The sequence below is a fragment of the Comamonas sediminis genome (genome assembly GCF_041107495.1).
Classification (GTDB): domain Bacteria; phylum Pseudomonadota; class Gammaproteobacteria; order Burkholderiales; family Burkholderiaceae_C; genus Comamonas; species Comamonas sediminis.
Genome location: NZ_JBGBDC010000003.1, coordinates 412,754 through 433,822, shown reverse-complemented (window position 1 = coordinate 433,822; position 21,069 = coordinate 412,754). Strand labels below are relative to the sequence as shown.

16 protein-coding genes are annotated in these 21,069 nt (G+C 66.6%); 1 reads left to right on the top strand and 15 read right to left on the bottom strand.

The features are described 5' to 3' along the window. Positions 1-107: 107 nt before the first annotated feature. From AB7A72_RS09590 to AB7A72_RS09550, 9 genes are all read right to left on the bottom strand, one after another. On the bottom strand, positions 108-926 hold the full coding sequence (locus AB7A72_RS09590; RefSeq protein WP_312834021.1) for a M55 family metallopeptidase: 819 nt from the start codon (positions 924-926) through the stop codon (positions 108-110). Positions 927-930: 4 nt separating this feature from the next. Beyond that, the gene (locus tag AB7A72_RS09585) at positions 931-2,025 is read right to left on the bottom strand and encodes a P1 family peptidase (RefSeq protein ID WP_369459763.1); all 1,095 of its coding nucleotides are present in this window, start codon (positions 2,023-2,025) and stop codon (positions 931-933) included. Next, positions 2,018-3,040 carry a tripartite tricarboxylate transporter substrate binding protein gene (locus AB7A72_RS09580; protein ID WP_369459762.1) on the bottom strand — a complete coding sequence of 341 codons (1,023 nt, stop codon included), beginning with the start codon at positions 3,038-3,040 and terminating at the stop codon, positions 2,018-2,020. The genes AB7A72_RS09585 and AB7A72_RS09580 overlap by 8 nt, the downstream gene beginning before the upstream one ends. Before the next feature lie 196 nt (positions 3,041-3,236). Further along, positions 3,237-6,110, bottom strand: coding sequence for an Hsp70 family protein (locus AB7A72_RS09575; protein ID WP_369459761.1), 2,874 nt, complete (start codon positions 6,108-6,110; stop codon positions 3,237-3,239). Positions 6,111-6,250: 140 nt separating this feature from the next. Further along, the gene (locus AB7A72_RS09570; protein ID WP_369459760.1) at positions 6,251-8,653 is read right to left on the bottom strand and encodes a glucose/quinate/shikimate family membrane-bound PQQ-dependent dehydrogenase; all 2,403 of its coding nucleotides are present in this window, start codon (positions 8,651-8,653) and stop codon (positions 6,251-6,253) included. Positions 8,654-8,905: 252 nt separating this feature from the next. Then, positions 8,906-9,397 (bottom strand): hypothetical protein, encoded by a 492-nt coding sequence (locus AB7A72_RS09565; protein WP_369459759.1) that lies wholly within the window; start codon positions 9,395-9,397, stop codon positions 8,906-8,908. 88 nt (positions 9,398-9,485) lie between these two features. Next, positions 9,486-10,070 carry a TetR/AcrR family transcriptional regulator gene (locus tag AB7A72_RS09560; RefSeq protein ID WP_369459758.1) on the bottom strand — a complete coding sequence of 195 codons (585 nt, stop codon included), beginning with the start codon at positions 10,068-10,070 and terminating at the stop codon, positions 9,486-9,488. 107 nt (positions 10,071-10,177) lie between these two features. Beyond that, entirely contained in the window at positions 10,178-10,963 is a 786-nt protein-coding gene (locus AB7A72_RS09555) for a YqjF family protein (RefSeq protein WP_369459757.1), read from the bottom strand. A gap of 295 nt (positions 10,964-11,258) precedes the next feature. Next, positions 11,259-12,137: an alpha/beta hydrolase gene (locus AB7A72_RS09550; protein WP_369459756.1), complete on the bottom strand. Its 879-nt coding sequence runs from the start codon at positions 12,135-12,137 to the stop codon at positions 11,259-11,261. Positions 12,138-12,494: 357 nt separating this feature from the next. On the opposite strand from AB7A72_RS09550, the gene AB7A72_RS09545 reads away from it, so the two are divergent. Then, complete coding sequence (locus tag AB7A72_RS09545; protein WP_239809433.1) at positions 12,495-12,827, top strand: four-helix bundle copper-binding protein; 333 nt, start codon at positions 12,495-12,497, stop codon at positions 12,825-12,827. A 142-nt stretch (positions 12,828-12,969) separates the two neighbouring features. Here AB7A72_RS09545 and AB7A72_RS09540 read toward each other — a convergent pair whose 3' ends face one another. From AB7A72_RS09540 to AB7A72_RS09515, 6 genes are read right to left on the bottom strand one after another with little or no spacing between them, the layout of a single operon-like run. After that, positions 12,970-13,857 (bottom strand): NAD(P)H-binding protein, encoded by an 888-nt coding sequence (locus AB7A72_RS09540; RefSeq protein ID WP_369459755.1) that lies wholly within the window; start codon positions 13,855-13,857, stop codon positions 12,970-12,972. Beyond that, positions 13,854-14,954, bottom strand: a complete 1,101-nt coding sequence (locus AB7A72_RS09535; protein ID WP_369459754.1) for an ABC transporter substrate-binding protein — start codon at positions 14,952-14,954, stop codon at positions 13,854-13,856. The genes AB7A72_RS09540 and AB7A72_RS09535 overlap by 4 nt, the downstream gene beginning before the upstream one ends. 22 nt (positions 14,955-14,976) lie before the next feature. Then, positions 14,977-16,599 carry an ABC transporter substrate-binding protein gene (locus AB7A72_RS09530; RefSeq protein ID WP_369459753.1) on the bottom strand — a complete coding sequence of 541 codons (1,623 nt, stop codon included), beginning with the start codon at positions 16,597-16,599 and terminating at the stop codon, positions 14,977-14,979. 33 nt (positions 16,600-16,632) lie between these two features. Beyond that, on the bottom strand, positions 16,633-17,862 hold the full coding sequence (locus AB7A72_RS09525; protein WP_369459752.1) for an acyl-CoA dehydrogenase family protein: 1,230 nt from the start codon (positions 17,860-17,862) through the stop codon (positions 16,633-16,635). Beyond that, on the bottom strand, positions 17,859-19,412 hold the full coding sequence (locus AB7A72_RS09520; protein ID WP_369459751.1) for an amidase: 1,554 nt from the start codon (positions 19,410-19,412) through the stop codon (positions 17,859-17,861). The genes AB7A72_RS09525 and AB7A72_RS09520 overlap by 4 nt, the downstream gene beginning before the upstream one ends. Next, on the bottom strand, positions 19,409-20,998 hold the full coding sequence (locus AB7A72_RS09515) for an ABC transporter substrate-binding protein (protein ID WP_312410756.1): 1,590 nt from the start codon (positions 20,996-20,998) through the stop codon (positions 19,409-19,411). Before AB7A72_RS09515 ends, AB7A72_RS09520 begins: the two co-directional genes overlap by 4 nt. Positions 20,999-21,069 lie beyond the last annotated feature (71 nt).

Below are 21,069 nucleotides of genomic sequence, written 5' to 3'. Positions count from 1 at the left end.
GCGAGAAAAACCGTGAACAGAGGCGCTGCAGAAGTGGCCTCATGACCGCCCGGCGCCGCTCTCTCGCAGACAGCAGGCGATGCCAGCCAGGGCGCCGCCCCAGCCGCTCAGCGCAGCATGCTGGACATGGCTGACAGGCAATTGGTCATGCGCACGGCCGATTCGATGTCCGGCGCGCTGAAGCGCACCGTGCGGCCATCGACCCGCTCCAGGGTCGGCCACTGGCAGAACAGATCGGCCATGCCCGGCGAGGTCGCGGCAATCTGCACCTGCACCGGGCTGGCCGTTCGCAGCGGCTGGCAGCGCGCGCGGCCGGCCAGGCCCTGCTCCACCCCGGCGCGGATCGCCTGCTGCGCCTGCTCGGGCGAGAGGCTGATGCCGCTGCCCTGGCCCGTGGCGCGCTTGGTCTGCACAAACACCGCATGCGGGAAGATCGCCTGGTTCTCCTCGCGCAGCACATCGTCGCCGGCCAGCATCACCACCGGCGCGCCATAGGCGCCTGCCAAAGCGCCGTAAATGCTGGCCTCGCTGGCCTCCTGCCCGTTGATATGGATGCTGGCAAACGCAAAGCTGTTGATGGTGTGGGCCAGGATGCCCCGGCCCTGTGCGCGCGAGTGGTAGCCGACCATGCAGACCGCATCTACCCCCAGCTCCACGCCCGCCACCATGCTCAGGTAGCGCGGCTTGCCCTGGATGACCTGGGCGCGCGCATCGAGCAGATCGGGCGGCATGTTGCGAAAGCCGCCGTGCGAGTCGTTGACATAGACCTCCTCCGCGCCAGCGGCAAAAGCGCCTTCGACAGCAGCATTGGCCTCCTGGGCCATCAGGCGGCGCGCGCGCTCGTACTCCGGGTTGCCTGCGCGCACCTGCTCGGGGTGGTAGACACCGGCCACGCCTTCGATATCGACAGAAATCAGTACTTTCATCGCTTCAGTCCTTGCAGAGTTCTTGCAGCCCCCAGCGCTGGTGGCCGCCGCGCCCTTGCACGCTCTGGGCATGCCACAGCGCATTCAAAATCGATTGCTCCACCGCGTCGGCCGCCGCGCGGAACAGCGGGTCCAGCTGCGCCTCATGCAGCATCGCCAGCGCCGGCATCGGCGTGGCCGCATCGGCCGGCAGGGTGTAGGCCGTCGAGAACGCCAGCGCGATATCGCCGCTGCCATGGCCGTAACAGGAGCCGGTGTTGGCCAGGCCGGCGGCGGCACGCCGCGCCAGGCGGCTGAGCTGGCGGCTGTCCAGTGGCGCATCGGTGGCCAGCAGCATGATGATGCTGCCCTTGTCCACACCATCGCCTACTGTGGCACCTGCCACTGCGCCCGCGGCCAGCTTGGCCTGCAGCCGCCGCTCCAGCGCTGCGCCCGGCGCCTGGCCGCCCCAGCGCAGATCGGCCAGCTTGCCCATATTGGCCAGCACCAGCGCACCCACGGTATAGCGCTGCTCGCCCACAACGACCTGGCGCGATGCGCTGCCGATGCCGCCCTTGAGCTGGAAGGCCGACATGCCCCGGCCCGCACCCACCGCGCCCTGCACCACGTCGGGCGAAGCGCTGTCCAGCGCCGCCTGGTAGTGCGCCGGGCCCATGGCCATGCGCTGGATATCGCTCAGGTAGCCATCATTGCATTCCAGCACCAGCGCATTCACGGTGGGCAGGCTGCGGCCGCATTCGGGGTTGGCCGCAATGCACTGCGCAATCTGCGCCTGCACCACGGCCGAGACGCCAAAGGTATTGGTCAGCGCAATCGGGGTTTCGATCTGGCCCAGCTCGGCCAGTTGCACCAGGCCGGCACTCTTGCCAAAGCCGTTGATCACCGCCAGGCCGGCGGGCAGCTTGTGCATAAAGGGGTTGTCTTGCGGCGGGATCAGCACCGTGACCCCGGTCTGCAGATCGCCATCGGCCAAGGTGCAATGCCCCAGGCGCAGGCCAGCCACATCGGTGATGGCATTGCGCGGGCCCGCAGGCAGCAGGCCGACGACGGGCAATTGCCTGCAGGCGTCCAGCAGTGCGGCATCTTGGGGCTCAGTCAATGTGCGCTCCCGAGTCCTGCACCACCTGCTTCCAGTAGGCCAGCTCGGCCGGCAGGCTGGCCTTGAAGCTTTGCGGGGTCGACACCACAGACTCCGCGCCCAGGGTCTTCAGGCGCTCGGCCATCACCGGCGTGGCCAGCACCTTGGTGATCGCGGCATGCAGGCGCACGACGACGGTATCGGGCGTGCCGGCTGGTGCAAACAGGCCGTACCAGCTGGTGACGGCCAGGCCCTTGCCCAGCGGCGGGATCTCAGGCGCCAGCTGGGTCGGCTTGTCCGAGGCCACGCCCAAAACGCGCAGCTTGCCGCTGCTGACAAAGGGCATCACACCGGGAAAGCTGCCAAAGGTCATCGGCAGCTGGCCGGCCACCACATCGGTCGCGGCAGCCGAGGCGCCCTTGTAAGGCACATGCAGCAAGTCCACGCCCTTTTGCTTTTTCAGCATCTCGCCCAGCAGATGGTTCAAGGTGCCATTGCCGGCCGATGCGTACTCGACCTTGCCAGGGTGCTGCTTGGCATAGGCCACCAGCTCGTCCAGGTTCTTGGCCGGGAAGTTCGGGTTCACCACCAGCAGGTAAGGCGCCACGGCCAGCTGCATCACCGGCGTGAAGTCCTTGATCGGGTCAAAAGGCACCGAGCTGTAGAGCGCCGGGTTGATCGTGTAGGCGCTCTGCGCCGTCACCAGAAAGGTGTAGCCATCGGCCGCGCTGCGCGCCACCTGGCTGGTGCCCACATTGCCATTGGCCCCTGCCCGGTTCTCCACAATCACCGGCTGCCCGAGCGACTGGCCCAGGCCCTGTGCGACGGCGCGGGCAATCACATCATTGGCACCACCGGGGGCCTGGGGCACGACAAAGGTGATGGGCTTGTTCGGCCAGTTGGCCGTACTGCTGGCAGTACTCCCTTGTGCCCAGGCCTGGGGTAGCACGCCGCCCGCCAGCACGGCGGCCAGTGCCGCAGCCAGCACAGCACGGCGCGGCAAGCAAGCTGAAGAGGGGGTCGTGTCAAACATCATTGCAATATCTCCTGAAAGTGGCACCGCGCCCGCAGTTCCGCGCGGCGCAGCCGCCATTGTTGCACTGGCCGGTGGCCACAATGCCGCGACGGGCGCAGCCACCCGTCGCGATTGCAGCAGAGGCCAGCGCCCAAACACGGGGCGAAAGGCCTGTTCCAAGCCACGGCCGCGGCGTGAGGAACGCTTGAAAAGGCGCTTATAGCAACGCCAGACCCGGCGGCAGACTGTCGCCCAGGCTGCGCTGCTGGTCTTCGGCATCCATCTCCACCACCTGGCTCACCATCGCGATCCAGCGCTCGGGCGCGCCGCTGCTGCGCATCTTGTCCAGCACCGCGCTGCGCAGCGCATCGGGCAGGTCGCGGGCGCGGTCGCCGGTCATGCGCGCCATCTGCAGCGCGGCAAACATGGCGGTCTCGTTGCGGCGCCAGTCCTGGGCCAGCGTGGCCTGCACAAACTCCTGGGCGGCGTTGGGGGGCATGACGAGGTGGGCATTGGCGGCCATCGGCTGGCGGGCGGCCAGGCGGCCAATGGCCCACCAGGTCTGCACGGTTTCGCCGTCGCGCTTCAGGCGCTGCAGCATCCACTGGCCCATCTCCTGGCGGTACTGCCAAGGCACGGCCTCCATCGCGGCAAACAGGCGCAGCATGTCGTCATAGCTGCCATGGCTGCTTTTGCCGCCACTGCCATCGGCGCGCTTGCGGGCAGTCTGCTGCACCGCCTTTTGCATGTGGCCGGCCACATCTTCGAGCAGCTCCATCTGCTGCGCTTCATTCAAGCCAGCCGCCACACGGCGCCAGAACACCCACCACTCGGTCCAGTTGCCCGGCTCCTTGCCATGGCCCAGGCCTTGGGGGTACAGCGCCCAGACCTGCTCCACCCGCCAGGCATCCAACTGCGCACCCAGGCCCGGGCGCAGGCACCAGCCGGCCAGGTTCAGCCAGGCGCGCTCATGCTCGGGCGTGCGGCGGCGGCGCTTGGCACGCGCCAGCAGCGCATCAAACATCGCGCGCAGCAGTGCCAGATCCCAGCTGTTGCGCGGGCCCAGCAGCCGCTCCAGCACCTGGCGCAGCTGGCGTACCTCCTTGGCGTCCACCGCCTGCGCCTGGTTGCCAAAAATACGGTCGATCTGCGCAATCGCCTGCTCCCGGCGTGCGCTGGCATGCGCCTCGCCGGCGCTGTCAGCGGTGGCCGCGCTGTCATCCGCTGCCTGCACCGTGCCGCGCAGGCTGAGCGGCAGCAGCCAGGATTGGCTCGGGTCATCGACCGCCACGCAGCGCACCTCCAGGGTGCCGACTTCGGTCATGCTGGCCTGCAGCTGCACCTCGATCTGGGCCTGGTGCTGGCCCTCGGGCGCGGGCAACACGGTGGCCAGTGGTGGCAGTTCCACCCAACCATCCCCCTGCAACGGCGCCAGCTGCCCGGCCTGGGCCGGCTGGCTGGGCAAGCTGTTGGCCAGCAGGTCAAAGCGCACCGCCTGGCCCAGCTTGAGCGCAAAGCGCCGGCCGGATAAAACCATGCGCACCCCTTCCTGCGTGCCGCGCGGCAGCAGGCACAGGCCCTGGGGTGCTGCGCCCTTGGCGCCAGGCAGCAGCAGCCAGTAGCTGCGCGCCGATCCGCCCCCAATCTGCGGCAAGCGGCTGCGCAGGCTGGCCACAGGGGGTGCTGCTGCATCGGTGGTTGCGGGTAGCGCTGCGGCGGGCTCAGCCTCGGGCGCAAAACGGGTCAGGCCATAGGCGGCCGCGCCCCGGGCCACGGCCCAGTCGGGGTGCGGGTTGTGCAGCACGCGCACCGGCGTGCCGCGCCAGGCGCTGAGCTGCTGCGTCAGCCGCTCCACCACCGCATGCGCATGGAACACGCCGCCATTGAGCAAGACGGTATCGGGCAGCGCCTGCGCCCCCCCGTTGCCCGCATGCTGCGCCAGAAACTGCGCCAGATGCCGGGTGATGGCCGCATCGGCCGGGTAGGGCAAGCCAAAGCCGCGCAAGGCGCCCTGGCGTTTGCTGGGCACCGCGCTGCGCTCGGCCAGCGGCAAGAAGCCTTCAACCACCCATTGCTGCACCTGGACGCGGCTCAGGCTGGCGGTCTTGCTTTGGGCCAGCAGGCGGCTGCCGCCGCCCAGCAGGGTCACGGCGACCTGCTCGGGCGCATCAGCCGCCAGCAACTGCTCCTTGGCCATGCGGCAGCGCTGCACCAGCTGCGCAAAACGGGCCGCCGGCAGGCGCTGGCCCTCGGGCGCAAACTGGGGCTCCAGCTGGTGGGCCAGCGCCAGATCCATGTTGTCGCCGCCCAGCATCAGGTGCTCGCCCACGGCAGTGCGTGTCAGGCTCGGCAGGCCGCCATCGGCGGCGGGCTCGACCTGGATCAGGGTCAGGTCGGTGGTGCCTCCGCCCACATCCACCACCAGCACCAACCGGCTGTCTGCGAGCCGCGCAGCCAGCTGCTCGCCCTGCAGCACCAGCCAGTCGTGGAAAGCGGCCTTGGGCTCTTCGAGCAAATGCACCTGCGGCAGGCCGGCCCGTTGAGCGGCCTCCACAGTCAGCGCGCGCGCGCCCTCATCAAACGAGGCGGGCACCGTCAGCACAACGATCTGCGCGCTCAGTGACGCCTGCGGATGGGCCTGCTCCCAGGCAGCCTTCACATGCGCCAGGTAGGAGGCCGATGCCGACAGCGGCGATATCTTGGCGACCTCGTCACCGGCGCCCCAGGGCAGGATGGCCGCGCTGCGGTCCACCCCCGGGTGCGACAGCCAGCTTTTGGCGCTGGCCACCAGGCGGCTGGGCACAGCAGTGCCCAGGTCACGGGCCCAGCGTCCCACTACCGCCGGTGCTTCATCGCTCGCGCCTTGCGGCGGCCAGGGCTGTTGCCAGGCATCGCCCAGCTCCCCCGCAGCCGCCTGGTAGCGCACCGAGGGCAGCAGGGTCTGCGCCTGTACCTCGCCCGCACTGCTGCGCTGGGGAATGGTCAGCAGCGCAATCTCGTCCCCCGCCCCCGTCAGTGGTGCATAGGCCACTACCGTGTGGCTGGTGCCCAGATCGATACCAATGACATAGGAGGGAGACGAGGAATTCATAAACGGCCAAGCGAGACGGCAAAAACCCGGCCAAGGATGGCCGGGTAGGCGAATCGTAACAATTCTTGCAAAGACCCAGGTTGCCTCTGCGAAAGCGGTGCCGCTGGTGCAGCAGCGCCCGCTATCCCTTCGTCTTCCACTCAATCCGGCAACGCATAGGCCATCAGCGAGTCACCCAGCTTGGTGCCGAACGAGCCATGCCCGCCGGCCATGATGACCACATACTGCTTGCCGCCGATGTCGTAGGTCATCGGCGTCGCCTGGCCCCCGGCGGGCAGGCGTGCCTGCCAGAGCAGTTCGCCATTGCTGGCGTTGAACGCGCGCAGGTAGTTGTCCTGGGTCGCACCGATGAACATCAGATTGCCGCCGGTGGAGATCAGGCCACCCAAACCCGGCACACCGGCCTTGATCGGCGGCAGCTCCATCAGCTTGGGCAGGCTGTCGCGGATGGTGCCCACGCGCTTGCGCCACACGACTTCATGCGTCGCCAGATCCACACCCGCGACCGTCATCCATGCCGGCTCCTTGCAGGGCAGGCCCAGCGGCGACAAGAAGGCATTGAGCTCCACCCCATACGGCGTGCCATACATGGGCTGTACGCCCTGCTCGGTGCCAGCGCCCTTTTCGGTGCGCGGACGGTTCGGGTCCGCCGGGATCAGGCGCGATACAAAGGGCAGACCCAGCGGGTTCATGAACGCGATCTGGCGGTCGCTGTCCACCGCCATGCCTCCCCACTCGAATACGCCAAGGTTGCCCGGAAACACCAAGGTGCCATTTTCCGACGGCGGCGTATAGATACCTTCGTAATTGAGGCGGTGGAAGATCACGCGGCACATCAGCTGGTCGAACATCGTGGCGCCCCACATGTTCCGATCCGTCAGATTCTCATGCGGCCCCATGTTCAACGGCGAGAACGGCTGCGTCGGCGCATAGTGCTCTCCATTGGCTTGCGGGCCGCGCTTGACGCTTTGCGGCACCGGTTTTTCAGTCACCGGCAGGATCGCTTCGCCATTCGTCCGATTGAGCACAAACAGCTGCCCGGTCTTGGTCAACACATAAATGGCAGGCACCGTCGTACCGTCCGGGCGCTTGAGGTCGACCAGCGAGGGCTGCGCTGGCACATCCATGTCCCAGAGATCATGGTGGGTGGTCTGGAAGTGCCAGACCAGCTTGCCGGTGCTGGCATCCAGGGCCAGCATCGAATTGGCATAGCGCTCCTTCAATGGGGTCCGGTCGCCGCCCCAAATATCGGGCGTCCCGACGCCAGTCGGCACGTAGACGATGTCAGTCTGGGCGTCATAGGCCAGCGGCGCCCAGGCATTGGGGGAGTTGTGCACGAACTCGCCTTTCTCGCCGGGCATCTGGTTCGGGTCCTCAGCACCGGTATCGAACACCCAGCGCAGCGCGCCGGTATTGACGTCATAACCGCGAATCACGCCAGAAGGTTCCGCGTTGGACAGGTTGTCGGTGATCGAGCCGCCAATCACGATCGTCGAGCCCGTCACCACCGGGGGCGATGTGGGGTTGTAGCCGCCCCGGTAAGGAAAGGGCATATTGGCCTGCAGATCCACCTGGCCCTGGTTGCCAAAGTCGCTGCAAGGCTTGCCGGTGTCCGGGTTCACCGCGAACAGGCGCCCATCGTTCACCGGCAGGATCACCTTGCGGGGGCACTCGGCAGAGGCCTGGGTCAGGTTCTTCTGCACGCTGGCGCTGTTGGCCTCGACGTTGGCGCTGTCGTAGTAGGACACGCCTCGGCAAGTCAGATGCTGGAAGGTGCGGTCGGCCTTCAGCTGCGGATCGAAACGCCACAGGCGCTTGCCGGTTGCCGGGTCCAGGGCATCGAGGAACTGGTGCGTCGTGCAGATGAACATGCGGTTGCCCACCTTGATCGGCGTCAGCTCTGCCGTGGTTTCGCCCGAGTCGTCTTCGCCCTTGAAGTCACCCGTCTGGTACTTCCAGGCCAGCTGGAGCTTGTTCACGTTGCTGTCGTTGATCTGCGCCAGCGGCGAGTAGCGCACCCCTGCCTGGGTGCGTCCATAGGCCGGCCAGTCGGCATCGGCCACGCCCGCCACCGGCGTTTTCTGGGCCGACGGCGCGCGCGCCAGGCTGCCATTGACTTCTTGCGGATCGTTGAACCAGCTCAGGCCCAGCACCGCAAGCACCACCACCAGTCCCACAGACAGCAGCGATTTCGCACCCGCGCTGGGCAGCAGCCGCCGGCTCGCCCAGGGCAGCACCAGCCACAGGCCCAGCACAAACCAGATATCCAGCCGCGGCGTCAGCGCCCAGAAATCGGTCCCCGACTCCCAGATGCCCCATGCGATCGTCGCGAACAGCAGCACGGCATACAGCCACAGGCTTGCGACGCGGTCACGCGCATACAACCAGGTGATGACGGCCAGCACCACGCCTGCCACCAAGTAGTAGGCCGAGCCACCGAGCGCGATCAGCCATCCCCCGCCCCCCACCAAAAACAAGGTCACCAGGACCAGGATCGCTACCGTTATGTTTCTAGCGAGGGGTTTGCCATGCGATTGCGTCATTGCTTCCACTTTCAGGCCCTCGGGCCCCAGGTTGAACGGAAGACTTCTACCCATTGGAGCAGTCGCTGAACGTTCTTAGGGCCGCTGAATTGGATGAGTCGGCAACTATTGCAGCACCAGGCGGGGGCGTTGTCTGTCAGCCAAAGGCGGTGTTTACCGGCTGGTACCCAAGAAGCGCGGTTATTCCAAAAGCACTGTTGCGGACCCTCTGCACCACCTCTTGTCCGCCGGAAGACAACCGGTTTTGCCTATTCAGCGCTTGCGCTGCGAGCGCAGCCACCACATTTGCAATGCGGAGCCGACCACAAAAATCGCCAACCAGGCGAGCAAGGTGCCGCGCACCAAAGGCGACTCAGGGCCGGTGGCCAACGGATGGGCAACTGGCAGACGCGTCAAGGTCTCGCCAATGGCCGGTACCAACAGCAGAAAGAAGCTGAACGAAAAGCCGAACTGCGACAGATAGGGAACCAGGCGCGGGAACAGCGGCAGCTGCCGGATGAGCAATGACCCGCCGATCACCAGCAGCGCCAGAATGCCCAGGGCATGGCCGGCATTGAAGCCTCCGGTGCTGGACAGGCCGAACGCCGTGAGCACGGACAGCAGCATGCTGACCAGGTACAGCTGACCCGAGCGCCTGGCCGGCTCAATCGCGCGGTAGCGGACAAAGCTGTACAAGCCGGCAGCGAGCGGCAGCACACTGATGGCGGTATGTACCGCGCCAAGGGTCGAGATGGGATGTGGCATGGGGTGGACTTTCTTAAAACAACCGACTAGTTGATTGGTTTGCAGGGCAAAAAATAGAGGCCCGGCTCCTGGCTGAGCGGGCCATCCTTCACACAGCCAGCCGATGTATCGCAGCGCGCACAATCGTCTGGAAAGCTTCGGGGTCACCCAAGGCGCGCGCCGTCAGCATCGCGCCATGCACGGTGGACATCAATGTGAGCGCTTCTACCGGCGCAGCCGCTTCCGGCTTGAACTGCGCTTTGGCCTGGCCTTGCGAGATCACCGCTGCCAGCCACTCGCTCAGATCCTGGAAATAGCCACGCACTTCCGCTGTTATTTCCGGCGGAATCATCGGCGCCTCAGCGGCCAGCATCGCGCAGATGCACATCGTCGATGAACCATCGCGTATGCAGCGCGCCCAGTAATCCACATAAGCGCTCAATTGGGCCTGTGGATCGTCGCCGATATGCTGCTGCATCGCTGCCAAGCCCGCAGCGGATTGCTGCCGGTGGCGCTGAACCACTGTCAACACCAAGTCCGCCTTGCTGGGAAAATGGTGGTGGATGCTGGCCTTGCCGATGCCCACCTTTTCAGAGAGATCCGCATAGCTGAAACCGTTGTAGCCGCCGGCGGCCAGCAGTTGCCGGGCGTGTTCTGCCAATTCAGTGGCGCGGGGGGAGAGTTCAACAGTCATCGGGTGGGCAGCTAGCACATTCAAAGATGAGCCATTCTACTAGTTGGTTGGTTTGCGTCAAGCCCCCATTTTTGATGGGCTAACAACGCTGTTGCAGCGGGCCCGCCTCAGGCAGGAGCACGCAACAGCCGTTCGGACAAGGCAGAGAAGCGCACGCTGGGCAGCAGAAAACAGAGGGCCTCCGGGTCCGCATCCAGCCTCTGCAGCAAAGGACAGTCCAGGGTTTGGGTGTCCAGCAGCAAGGGCTCCACCGAGGCGACATCCACCGGCAATGCAATCGTCGCCAAGGCCGACCTGGCAGGGGCGCCCTCCGCCTTCGGCACCTCCACCACAGCGGCATCCTGGGAGGCCAGGCGCACGATCGCATCCGGCCAGCCGTTGAACATCCCGGACCAGGGGGGCGGCAAAACGGCGTCCCCCGCTCCGGCCGCCCTGACCGCTCTGGCCGCCAATCTTGGCGCGCTGCCGTCGCCAGGCGCGATGCCGACGATCGCCTCATCGGGAGTCACGCGGAAATCGAAACGGGCTGGCCAATGGGAGGGCAAGGCATCACTGAACAGGCGCGTCCCGGCCACGTAGGCGAGGCTGTCCATCGTGTTGTAGACAAAGGCGACCGTGGGAATGGGCGGCGCATCAGACAGCGGCTCTGCGAGGTACAGGCGCCAGTTGCTCTGCAGCGGCGAAGGCATCAAGCGCCTCAAGGGCCCCATCCAACGGGGACCAAAATGGCCATGCCGATAGGTCAGTACCGTGAGCGGCGTGCGGCCCTGGTGAGACCAGAGCCGCGCGCCCGGCGGGGCAAAGGGTGCTGCCAGGGCTTCGTCCACCAGCCAGTTCATGTAGACCACATCCACCACATCGCTGTCCAAGGTCATGAAGGGCAAGCGAGACATCGCCGCTCGCCGGCACGTGGCAAAGCGGCGCGAATTGAACAACTTGGCAAGGACGTTGCCAAACGCGCCCTGGTGCGGGTGGGTGTAGAGGTGATGCATGGAAGCGGTTGGCAGCAGCGCTGGCTGGCACCGTTGCGCGGTGGTGGCGGTGGGCCGGTTCTGGCCAAAACCACGATCTTAGCGCCGCCAGCCTGTCGCCATGCGACTCCCGCCACAAGGGAACCACCTGGGCACCGGCTGCAAAGCAGGCTTGACGCCGAGGCCCATCCGGTCACGGCGGCGCTCCCCTAAGAGGTCATGGCGCCGGTTTCGGATCCCCGCGTACAAAGTCGACCACCGTCGGCAGAACCGGCGCCAGCCAGTCCAGCGGCCGGGCCAGCGCGGCAACCGTCGTCACGTGGCTGAGCCGGTCAAAGATCCGCATATCCACATTGGTACCGGCCGCCCGCAACCGGTTCGCCAGGCCGACGGTGTTGCGCTGCGTATCAACGATCTTGTCGTTGCGTGCGGCCAGCAGCAAGGTGCGGGGGGCCTTGGCCTCGGCATAGAAGATCGGCTGGGAATCGGCCGGGGTGTGCGGCCAGTTAAAAGCGACCTGAACCTGGGGGTCCACAATCGGCAAAAAGTCGTAGGGCCCGGCCAACCCAATCCAGCCCGCAAGGCGACTGGGTGCCAGGCCCAAAGGCGCCAGCCAGCGCGGGTCCAGGGCCAGCATCGCTGCGTTGTAGGCCCCAGCCGAATGGCCCATCACCATCACCCGCGCCGGGTCGCCCCCCAGGCTGGCGGCCTGGGCCAAGGTCCACTGCAGCGCCAACGCGCAATCGCCCAGAAAGCCGTCGTACTGCACCTGGGGGCTCAGCCGGTAGTCGGCCACCACCGCGATGATGCCGTTCGCAGCCAGCGCCTCGCCGACGAACCGGTACTCGGCCCGTTCGCCGCTGGTCCAGTTGCCACCATAAAAAAACAGCACCACCGGTGCATGGCCAGGGACCGTGCTGGCCTGTGGCTGGTACACATCCAGCAGATGACGCGGATCGGGCCCATAGCGCACGCCCGTGGGGCCGTGGTAGGTGTCATGGGCCACCAGGTGGTCCAGAACCTGGGCACCCGAACAGCCGGAGACCAGGGCTGCGATGGCGGAACCAATGCTGATAAGGCCTAGGCGGCGGCTCATAGGGGTGGAGAGTTTGGAAGAAATGGGCATGTGCGCTATACGCCGCTGAAAGCGTTTTGGATTCATTCCGTTGAAAGTACGGAACCTCCTGCCAGCTTCGAGCAATGATTGCCACCAGTCTGCGGGCAAGCCAGGTGCTAGGCCTCTCAGTTGCGACCGGAAACTGACGTAGGCCGAATGACCGCCTGGAATCGGGTACAGGGGTGCTAAGGACCCATGGCCGTCGATCCCGCGTCCTACAACGGTCCACTGCTGGACAGCCGCAGGCCACCCTGAATGCAGAGGAATGAACGCGTCATTCCTACAGCCTCAGCCGCGCGCAAGGCGTAAAACAAGGTTTTGCAACAGGAGACGCTGATGACCACCACCAACCCTTATCAGGCCTGTATTGACGCATGCAACGCCTGCGTGATTGCGTGCAACGAATGCTTTGCAGGCTGCCTCCAAGAGGACGATCCCAAAATGATGGCACGCTGCATTGCGCTGGATGCCGATTGCGCAGCCATCTGCTCGCTCGCTGTGGGTGCCATGGCGCGCAACAGCGAAATGGCGAAACACTTCTGCAGGCTATGCAGCGAGGTCTGCCTCGCTTGCGCGAACGAGTGCGCCCATCACCCGCATGACCATTGCGTGCGATGCGCAGAGGCTTGCAGGGCTTGCTCGAAGGCCTGCTTGGCGATGGTCAACTGACCAGGCCGCGCCAAAGCCACGCATGTCTGCACCACCGGTGAAGACGACCGCTGACGGAGCTGCGCCCCAACAATGGGCATCCCTCCAACCGATGGCCGGGCTTTCAGGATCACCAGGCACTGCTGGCCCGCTGCCTGACCTCTCAAGCCGCCACCGCCAAAGCCCCGAGCTCTTCCGCCAAAAACCCCTCCACCGTCCGTGGCTCGCGCCCCAGCACCTGCCGCACCGTGGCCGTCACCGCAGCCGCATGGCCCGCGCCCATCAGCGTAAAAAACTCGCCATGCACTTGCGTGATAAAGGGGTCGGTGACGGGGGCGGCCACAGGCGCGGCGGCGGTGATGGGCCGGCCCAGCAAGCGCGATGCGATCTCGGCCAGTTTTTGCGGGCGCAGTGCCTGGCTGCCGGTCAGCACCCAGGGGCCGGATGCGCCCAGGCGTTGCTGGGCAGCTTCAGGGTTCAGCAGCGCTTCAACAGCCACATCGGCGATGTCGCGGGCATCAAGGTAGGAGACACCTGCACCCAGGTGCTGGGAGCGGAGCACATCGCCACTGCGCAGATCAGCCGCGATGCGCGACAGGCCCACCTGCATCCAGGCATTGGGGCGCAGCACCGTGTGGGAGATGCCGCTGGCCTGCAGGCCCTCCTCGATGCGCCTATGGGCATCGCCGGACAGCGAATGGTCAGGCGGGTCAATGGTCCAGTCCGAGCCGGAGAGTTTGACGATGTGCTGCACACCGGCGGCGCGCGCAGCTTCGATCACACGTAGTTGCTGCTCGGCCAGCGCCGGGCTGATCGGAGAGAGCAGGAACAGCCGGTCTATGCCAACCAGGGCCTGGCCCAAGGCCGCAGCATCCTCAAAACTGCCCTGCGCTATCTCGACGGTATCGCCCCACAGCGCCTGCGCAGTGGCGGCTTGGCGCACGAATACTCTTGGCCGTGCCTGCCGGGCCAGCAGGCGCGGCACCAGCAGCTGGCCCAGGCGCCCGCTGGCGCCGCAGACCAGCACGCGGGGATGCGGGTTCGCACTCATGCCCGCAGCGCCTCGGGCTCGGCGGCGGTTTGCGGCGCCGCACCCTCGGCCAGCAGGCGGTTCAGCGGCCGGGCATCCACCCAGTCGGCGACCGAGAAGTCGGCCGGCAAAAAGCCCCATTCCAGCAAAAAGTCCTTGAAGTAGCCGATCGCATCGACCAGCTCCGGCTCCAGGCTGATGCCCAGGTGATGGTGCAGGTCTGCGCCGTTGGAGGCCAGGATGGCCTCTTCGCTGGTGGCGATTTCGCGGGCGACAAAGCGCAAGGTCTCGTCGGGATGGGCCTCGGCCCAACGGCCGGCGCGCTGCACCACACGCAGCAACTCCAGAACCAGGTCCGGGCGCTGCTCGGCCAGCGCGGCGTCCACCGTCAGGGTGCGTGGTGTGCCATTGTTGATGCGCACGCGCGGATCGGGGTGGCGGCCAAACTCGCTGACCAGCTGCGCGCCAATCAGGTTGGCCACCAAGAGGCCCTCGGCGCCTTTGACAAAGATCGCATCGACCTCGCCACGCACGAGGGCATCGGCCTCGCGGAAATACGGATGGCGGCGGCGCAGGCCAAACAGGCTGGGCGTGCCATGCTGCTGGATCACCGATTCCTCGATCACCAGATCGACCAGCTGCACATCGCTGTGCTGCAGGCCCACCAGCGACAGGCCCGAGACCAGGCCCTTGAGGGCAGTCGCGCGGTGGAAGTCGATCAGGTCATTGACCCGGCTGGGCACGCCAAAGCGCTTGCCGGCCAGGTCCTCGGGCTTGTCGATGCCCCGGCCCGGCAGGGTCACCAGCGCCTGGAACTCGTCCGTCCAGGTGATGGCGACCAGGCGCGTATCGCGGCCCTTGGCCCGCGCCCAGATCGGCGGGATATTGCCGCCCTGGCGGAAGGACCAGGGCAGGCTGTGGTCGAAATGGCTCTCACGCACCTTGCGGTCCTGGGAGTCAAAGATGGACTCCACCCCAATGCCCAGCGCCGCAAAGGCCTCTTGCAGCCAGCCTTGCTGCGCGGCAATGCCCAGTGGCGATGGCACCGGGCAGCGGGTGTACCAGAGGGAGCTGGGTTGCTGACCTGGTACGTTCGATGTTTCGGAAGGGCTTGTCATCGGTTTCTCCTAGGCAGATGGATCAGGACGCGGCCAGCCAGACGCCGGCCAGGTTGCCGGCCACGCCATCCGCACCCACGGTGTGGTTGCGCACGCGCTTGTCGGCAATCGTGTAGATGTCGGGGGCGACCAAGGTGATGTCGGGCAGGTCGGTGGCGATGTGCTTCTGGAACTCCGCCACCTCGCGGATGCGCTGGGCCTCGTTCATCTCGACGGCGGCGGATTCCAGCAGGCGGTCCACCTCGGGGCTGGCGTAGTGCGCGCCGTTGGAGAACGGCAGCCCGCGCTGAAAGCTCTTGGACCAGTACAGCCGCTGGATGCCCACCGTCGGGTCAAAGGTGTTGCTCATCGCGCTCACATGCAGGTCAAAGGCGCGGTCGGTGTAGATGCGCTTGATGTAGGTGGCAAAGTCCTGGCTGTTGATCTGCACGTCGATGCCGATGCGGCCCAGCGCCTGCTTGAGGAAGTCGCCAGTGCGCTGGCCGCCCTCGTTGGGGATGGGGGTCAGGTTCAGCCGCGCACGCCACTGGCCGCCGGCCTTGCCGCGCGTCAGGCCCGCATCATCCAGCAGCTTCTCGGCACGTTTCAGGTCATAGGGCAACACCGGCAGATCGGGCACATAGAACTTCTTCAGCGCCGGGTGCACCGGCCCGGTGGTCAGCCTGCCCTGGCCGTACCAGGCGACCTTGAGCAGGTTCTCGCGCTGCAGCGCATGGGCAATAGCCTGGCGCACGCGCAGGTCCTTGAGCGGCTCGCTCTCCAGGTTGAACTCCAGGCGGTAGACACTGTTGATGTATTCATAGCCCCGGGTCTCGAACTGCAGGCCGGGCTTGGCGCGCAGGCGCTCCACCTCGGCAAAGGGCACTGGCGAGCTGGGTGCAATCTGCACCTGGCCGCTCTCGATGGCTGCCGTGCGCGCGGCGGCGTCGGGGATAAAGCGCACCACCAACCGGTCGATATAGGGCTTGTCGCCATCCCAGTAATGCGGGTTGCGCTCGTAGATCACATGGCTGCCGCGCACCCATTCCTTGAATACAAAGGGGCCCGTGCCCACCGGCGCATTGTTGGCCGGGTTGGTATCGGCCCGGCCGCTGGCATAGAGGTGCTTGGGCACGATCGGCGACTCCGAGGCCGCCAGTGCCGTGATCAGGTACGGGATGGGGCGGCTCAGCTGCAGTACCACCGTGTGCGCGTCGGGGGCCTGCACCTCGGCCACGCCGGCAAAGGTGGCGCGGCCCCGGGGGTGGAACTCTTTAAGCAGGCCAATCGAATGCACCACATCGGCCGAAGTGAAGGGCTTGCCGTCATGCCATTTGACGCCCTGGCGCAGCTGGAAGCGGTAGACCAGGCCATCGGGGCTGATGGTCCAGGCCACAGCCAGCTGCGGCTGCGGATTGAGGTTGAAGTCATAGGTCAGCAGCCCCTCGGTGACCTTGCCCGAGATCGTCACCGACGAGCCCGCCGTGTGCGCAATCGTCGTCAAGGTCGGCGGCTCGGGGAAGAGCAACAGGTTCAAGGTGCCGCCTTTTTGCGGCTTGTCCTGCGCCCAGGCCAGGCTGGGGACTGCCGTGCCCAGGCCGGAGGCCGCAGCGGCCAGCATGAAGTGGCGGCGCGTGGCGAGCGAGAAATCGGGATCAGTAGACATGCGAGGTACCAAGGGTAAAAACAGGGGCTGTGCTCAGGCAGCGGCCTGGCGCTTTTGCAAGGCCGCACGGCCGGTGTTGCTGCGGATCAGGCTGTTGGACGGCGAATGGATCTGGCTGCACAGCACATTGCGCAGATGGCGCTCCAGCGGATTGCGCCGCGCCAGGCCGTGGTTGCCGGCCAGCTCCAGCGCCAGCTGTGCCACGCGCAGCGCGTTGTCCACCGCCACATGCTTGGCCACGGCCACCAGGCCATCGGGCGCGGTGCCGCTGTCGTAGGCGCGGGCATGGCTGTCCAGCAGCCAGTCGCTGGTCTGCAGCAGCACCTCGATCTCGCCAAACTTTTCCTGCACGGTGGTGAGCGATGCCAGGTTGGCACCGCCCAGTGCGCTGGGGCGGCGCTGGTTCAAAAACGCACCCAGCCAATCGCGCGCCGAGCGCGCCGCGCCGTCATAGACGGTGGCCACCAGGCTGAAGTACCAGGCAATGCCATGGGCCTCACGCTGCAGGCCCAGGCTGGCCGGGCGCAGGCCTACCGCATGGTGGTCGGGCACCCAGGCGCCGTCGAGCACCAGGTCCTGGCTGACGGTGGCGCGCATGCCCATGGGGTTCCAGGTGTCCAGCAGGCGGGCACCGGCAGTATCTCGGGGCAGCACAAAGCTGCCCAGGCGCGGCTCGGGCTCGTCGGTCACGGCCAGCACGCTGATCCAGGCCAACAGCGGCCCGCCGGTCACATAGACCTTGTGGCCGCTCAGCTGCCAGCCACCGGCCACGCGCCTGGCCCGCGCCGCCGGCAGGCCGCCGTGCGAGGGCGAGCCCAGCTCCGGCTCCACCTGGGCGGCGTTGAGCAATGCCGGGCCTTGCAGGCTGGCCGCTATCAGCTCGTCCGCCAGCGCTGCCGGCCACTCGCCCTGCGCTGCGCGCTGCGAGCGGGCAATCGCCGCATGGTTGCTGTAGTGCATCGCCAAAATCAAGGCCACCGCCGGGTCGCCCTGGGCAATGGCCCCGACCACCGCACGGGCGCTGGCCAGGCCTGCGCCATGGCCACCGGCCTCGCGGGCAATGGTCAGCCGCAGCAAGTCGGCCTGGTGCAGCAGCGCAAATTGGGGGGCTGGCGCCGCGCCGCTGGCGTCATGCGCCTCCGCCAGTGCGGCCAGCTCGCCGATCAGCGCCTGCGCGCGGGCCAGCAAGCGGGCCTCGTCCAAGGCCGGGCCCGGGCTGGCCGTATCCAGGGGCTGCTGCAGCGCTTGCAGCACGGCGCTCATGCATCCCCCTGCGCATAGCGGGGCGGCACCACAAAGCCGCCCTGGGCCTGCTCCCAGGCATGGGCAAAGGCAATGGTCGTGCGGTCTTCCAGGTAGGGGCCGACCACCTGGGCGCTGATGGGCAGCCCGTCATCATCGAGCCCGACCGGGAAACTGGTCGCAGGCAGGCCCGGCAGCACTGGCAAGCCGGCCCAGTAAAACAGCTCGCGAAAGCCGATGTGGCGCACCCCATCGGCATAGGCCACCGGAAAGCGGCGCTCTTCCTTGTGGCCTTGCTGCTGGTGCGCAAAGGCCGGGGTGGGCGCCACAGGGGTCAGCACCACGTCATAGTCCTTGAACAGCTGCTCCCACTGGTGGCTCAGCGCATGGCGGTGCTCGTTGTCCTGCAGCCAGGTGGCATGGGGCAGGCTGGGCGCGCGCAGCAACGCGGCCTCGGCGCTGCGGTCATCGGGCTCCAGCTCGGCCAGGCGCTGCTGCTGCGCTTCGGTCAGCGGCGCCCCATGGGCGACGGACGAGCCCAGCAGGCTGCGGTAGGTGCGGTGCTGCTCGCTCAGGTCGGGGCGCTGCGCAGGAGGCAGATCGCGCCATTGCGTGGTCTGCACGCCTTGCGCTTGCAAGGCGCTAACCACCCTGGCAATCACCAGCTGCTCGGACAGGCTCGCCTCCTGGCCCGGCCAGGCGCCCAGCACCAGCACCCGAAAATCCTGCAGCCGCTGGTGGCGCGGCGGCGGCAGGCTGGCCTGCCAGCCCTTGGCCTGCAGCGGATCGAGGTTGAGCAGCTGCGCCAGCGCCAGCTCCAGATCCAGCGCCGTGCGCGCCAGTGGCCCAGCCACCGACAGGTCGCGCGCGGCAAAGCGCCCTTGCGGCGCGCCGGTGCCGCGCATCGAGATCAGCCCATAGCTGGTCTTGTGGCCAAACACGCCGTTGAAGTGGGCGGGGATGCGCACCGAGCCGCCAATGTCCGTGCCCAGCTCCAGCGCCACAAAGCCGGCCGCCACGGCCGCTGCGCTGCCGCCGGATGAGCCACCGGGCGTGCGCTGCAGATCCCAGGGGTTGTTGCTGCTGCCGTAGACCGCGTTGTAGCTTTGCAGATCGCTCAGCGCCAGCGGCACATTGCTCTTGCCGATCAGCACCGCGCCGGCCGCCCGCAACGCCGCCACCGCAGGCGCATCCTGCCGGGCGATATTGCTGCGGTAGTCCGGGTTGCCCACGGTGGTGGGCAGGCCCGCAACATCAAAGTTCTCCTTCACGGTGATCGGCAGGCCCAGCAGCGGCTTGCGCTCGCCCCGCTGCAAGGCGGCATCGGCCGCCTGGGCATCGCGCCGGGCTTGTTCGATCGCCCGCACCGGGATCGCATTGAGCTCGCCATCATGGCGCTCGATGCGGGCCAGCGCCTGCTCCAGCAGCTCCACCGCGCTGACGCGGCCATCGGCCAGTGCCTGTAGCTGCTCACGGGCGCTGGCAAAGGCCAGGCTGGCGGCAATGCCCTGGGCCGCTGCCGCGCTCTCACTGAGGGTGGTTTCGTTGGGAAAGTCGATGGTCGTCGTCATTTGCTAGCCTCCAGCCACAGGTCAGAAAAGTCTCCAGACGTCAGGTCAATGCTGTTGTTGAGCCCATGCACCCGCGTGCTGTGTACCCGCAGCGCAGACGGCACGGTCGCGATCGGGTAGACCGGCAGATCACGGCCCACAATCTGCTGGATCTCGCGGAACTGCGCGGCACGCTTGGCTTCGTCCACCTCGACAGCAGCCTGGCGGAACAGGTTGTCCACCTGCGGGTTGTTGTAGTGCGAGGCATTGATCCAGATCAGCGGGTTCTTGATGCCGTCGGACCAGTAGATGCGCTGCACGCCCACCGATGGATCAAACAGCCGGCCCAGGCCGTTGAGGTTCAGGTCAAACTCGCGCGCGGTATAGGCACGCTTGAGGAAGGTGGGCAGGTCACCATCCAGAATGTCCACCTTGATGCCCACACGGTTCAGCGCCGAGCGCAGGTACTCGGACGTCTGCTTGAACTGCGCGCCGGGGATGTAGGTGAGCTTGAGCGCAAAGCGCTGGCCGTTGGCCTGGCGCGGGTAGCCGGCAGCATCGAGCAGCTGGTTGGCGCGGGCCACATCAAAGCCGTAGTTGAACTGGCTGTCGTCGTAATAGGCGCCCAGCACCTTGGGGACGGGCGAGTTCACCAGCTCGGCCTGCTTGTAGTAGACGTTGTTGACGATGAAGTTGCGGTCGACCGCATGGGCAATCGCATGGCGCACCTCGGGCTTGGCCAGCACCGGGTTCTCGACGTTGAACTCCAGGAACGACGCGTTGTTCAGGAACGCGTCATAGCTGGCATCGAGCTTGAGGTTGGGCTTTTGCAGCAAGCGGCCCAGGTCGGCCAGGGCCAGGTTCTGCGCCACATCGGCCTCACCCGTTTCGATGGCCGCCGAGATCGCCGCCGGGTCACGCACAAAGCGGATCACCACCCGGTCCACATGGGGCACACCGGGGCGCCAGTAGTTCGGGTTGCGCTTGAGGATCACATGGCTGCCGCGCACCCATTGCTCAAAAATGAACGGGCCTGTACCGACCGGCGCATTGGCGTTGGGGCTGCCCAGCGGGTCGCCATCGCCATAGCGGTGCGCCGGCACAATCGGCAGCTCTGCCGACGACAGCGACTTGAGCAGAAACGGCGCAGGCTTGGACAGCACCAGCACCGCCGTGTGTGCGTCGGGCGTATCGACCCGCTCCAGGTTCTGCAAGGTGATGCGGCCACGCGGGCCCAGCTTTTTCTGGGTCAGGAACGAGTAGCGCACATCGGCCGAGCTGAAGTCGCGCCCATCATGGAACTTGACGCCCTCGCGCAGCTTGAAGCGGTACTGCAGACCATCGGGGCTGACCGTCCAGGACGTGGCCAGCAGCGGCTGGGGCTGGAACTTGGCGTCATAGCGCAGCAGGCCTTCGGTGATCTTGGCGCTGACATCGCGGTTGTCGGTCTTGGTATCGAGAAAGGACACCAGCGAGGTCGGCTCCTGCGCGACCACCGAGGTGATGGTGCCGCCCTTGACGGGCGTGGCGGGTGCCTGGGCATAGGCCGCGCCGAATGTGCTGGCGGTCAGCAGGCCCCAGGCCAGGTTTTTGTAGAGAGTTCGCATGGGCAATGGTCCAGGAGAGAAGGCGCAGCCAAAGCGCAGATAACACGCAAAAAGCGCAAAGAAAAACGGGA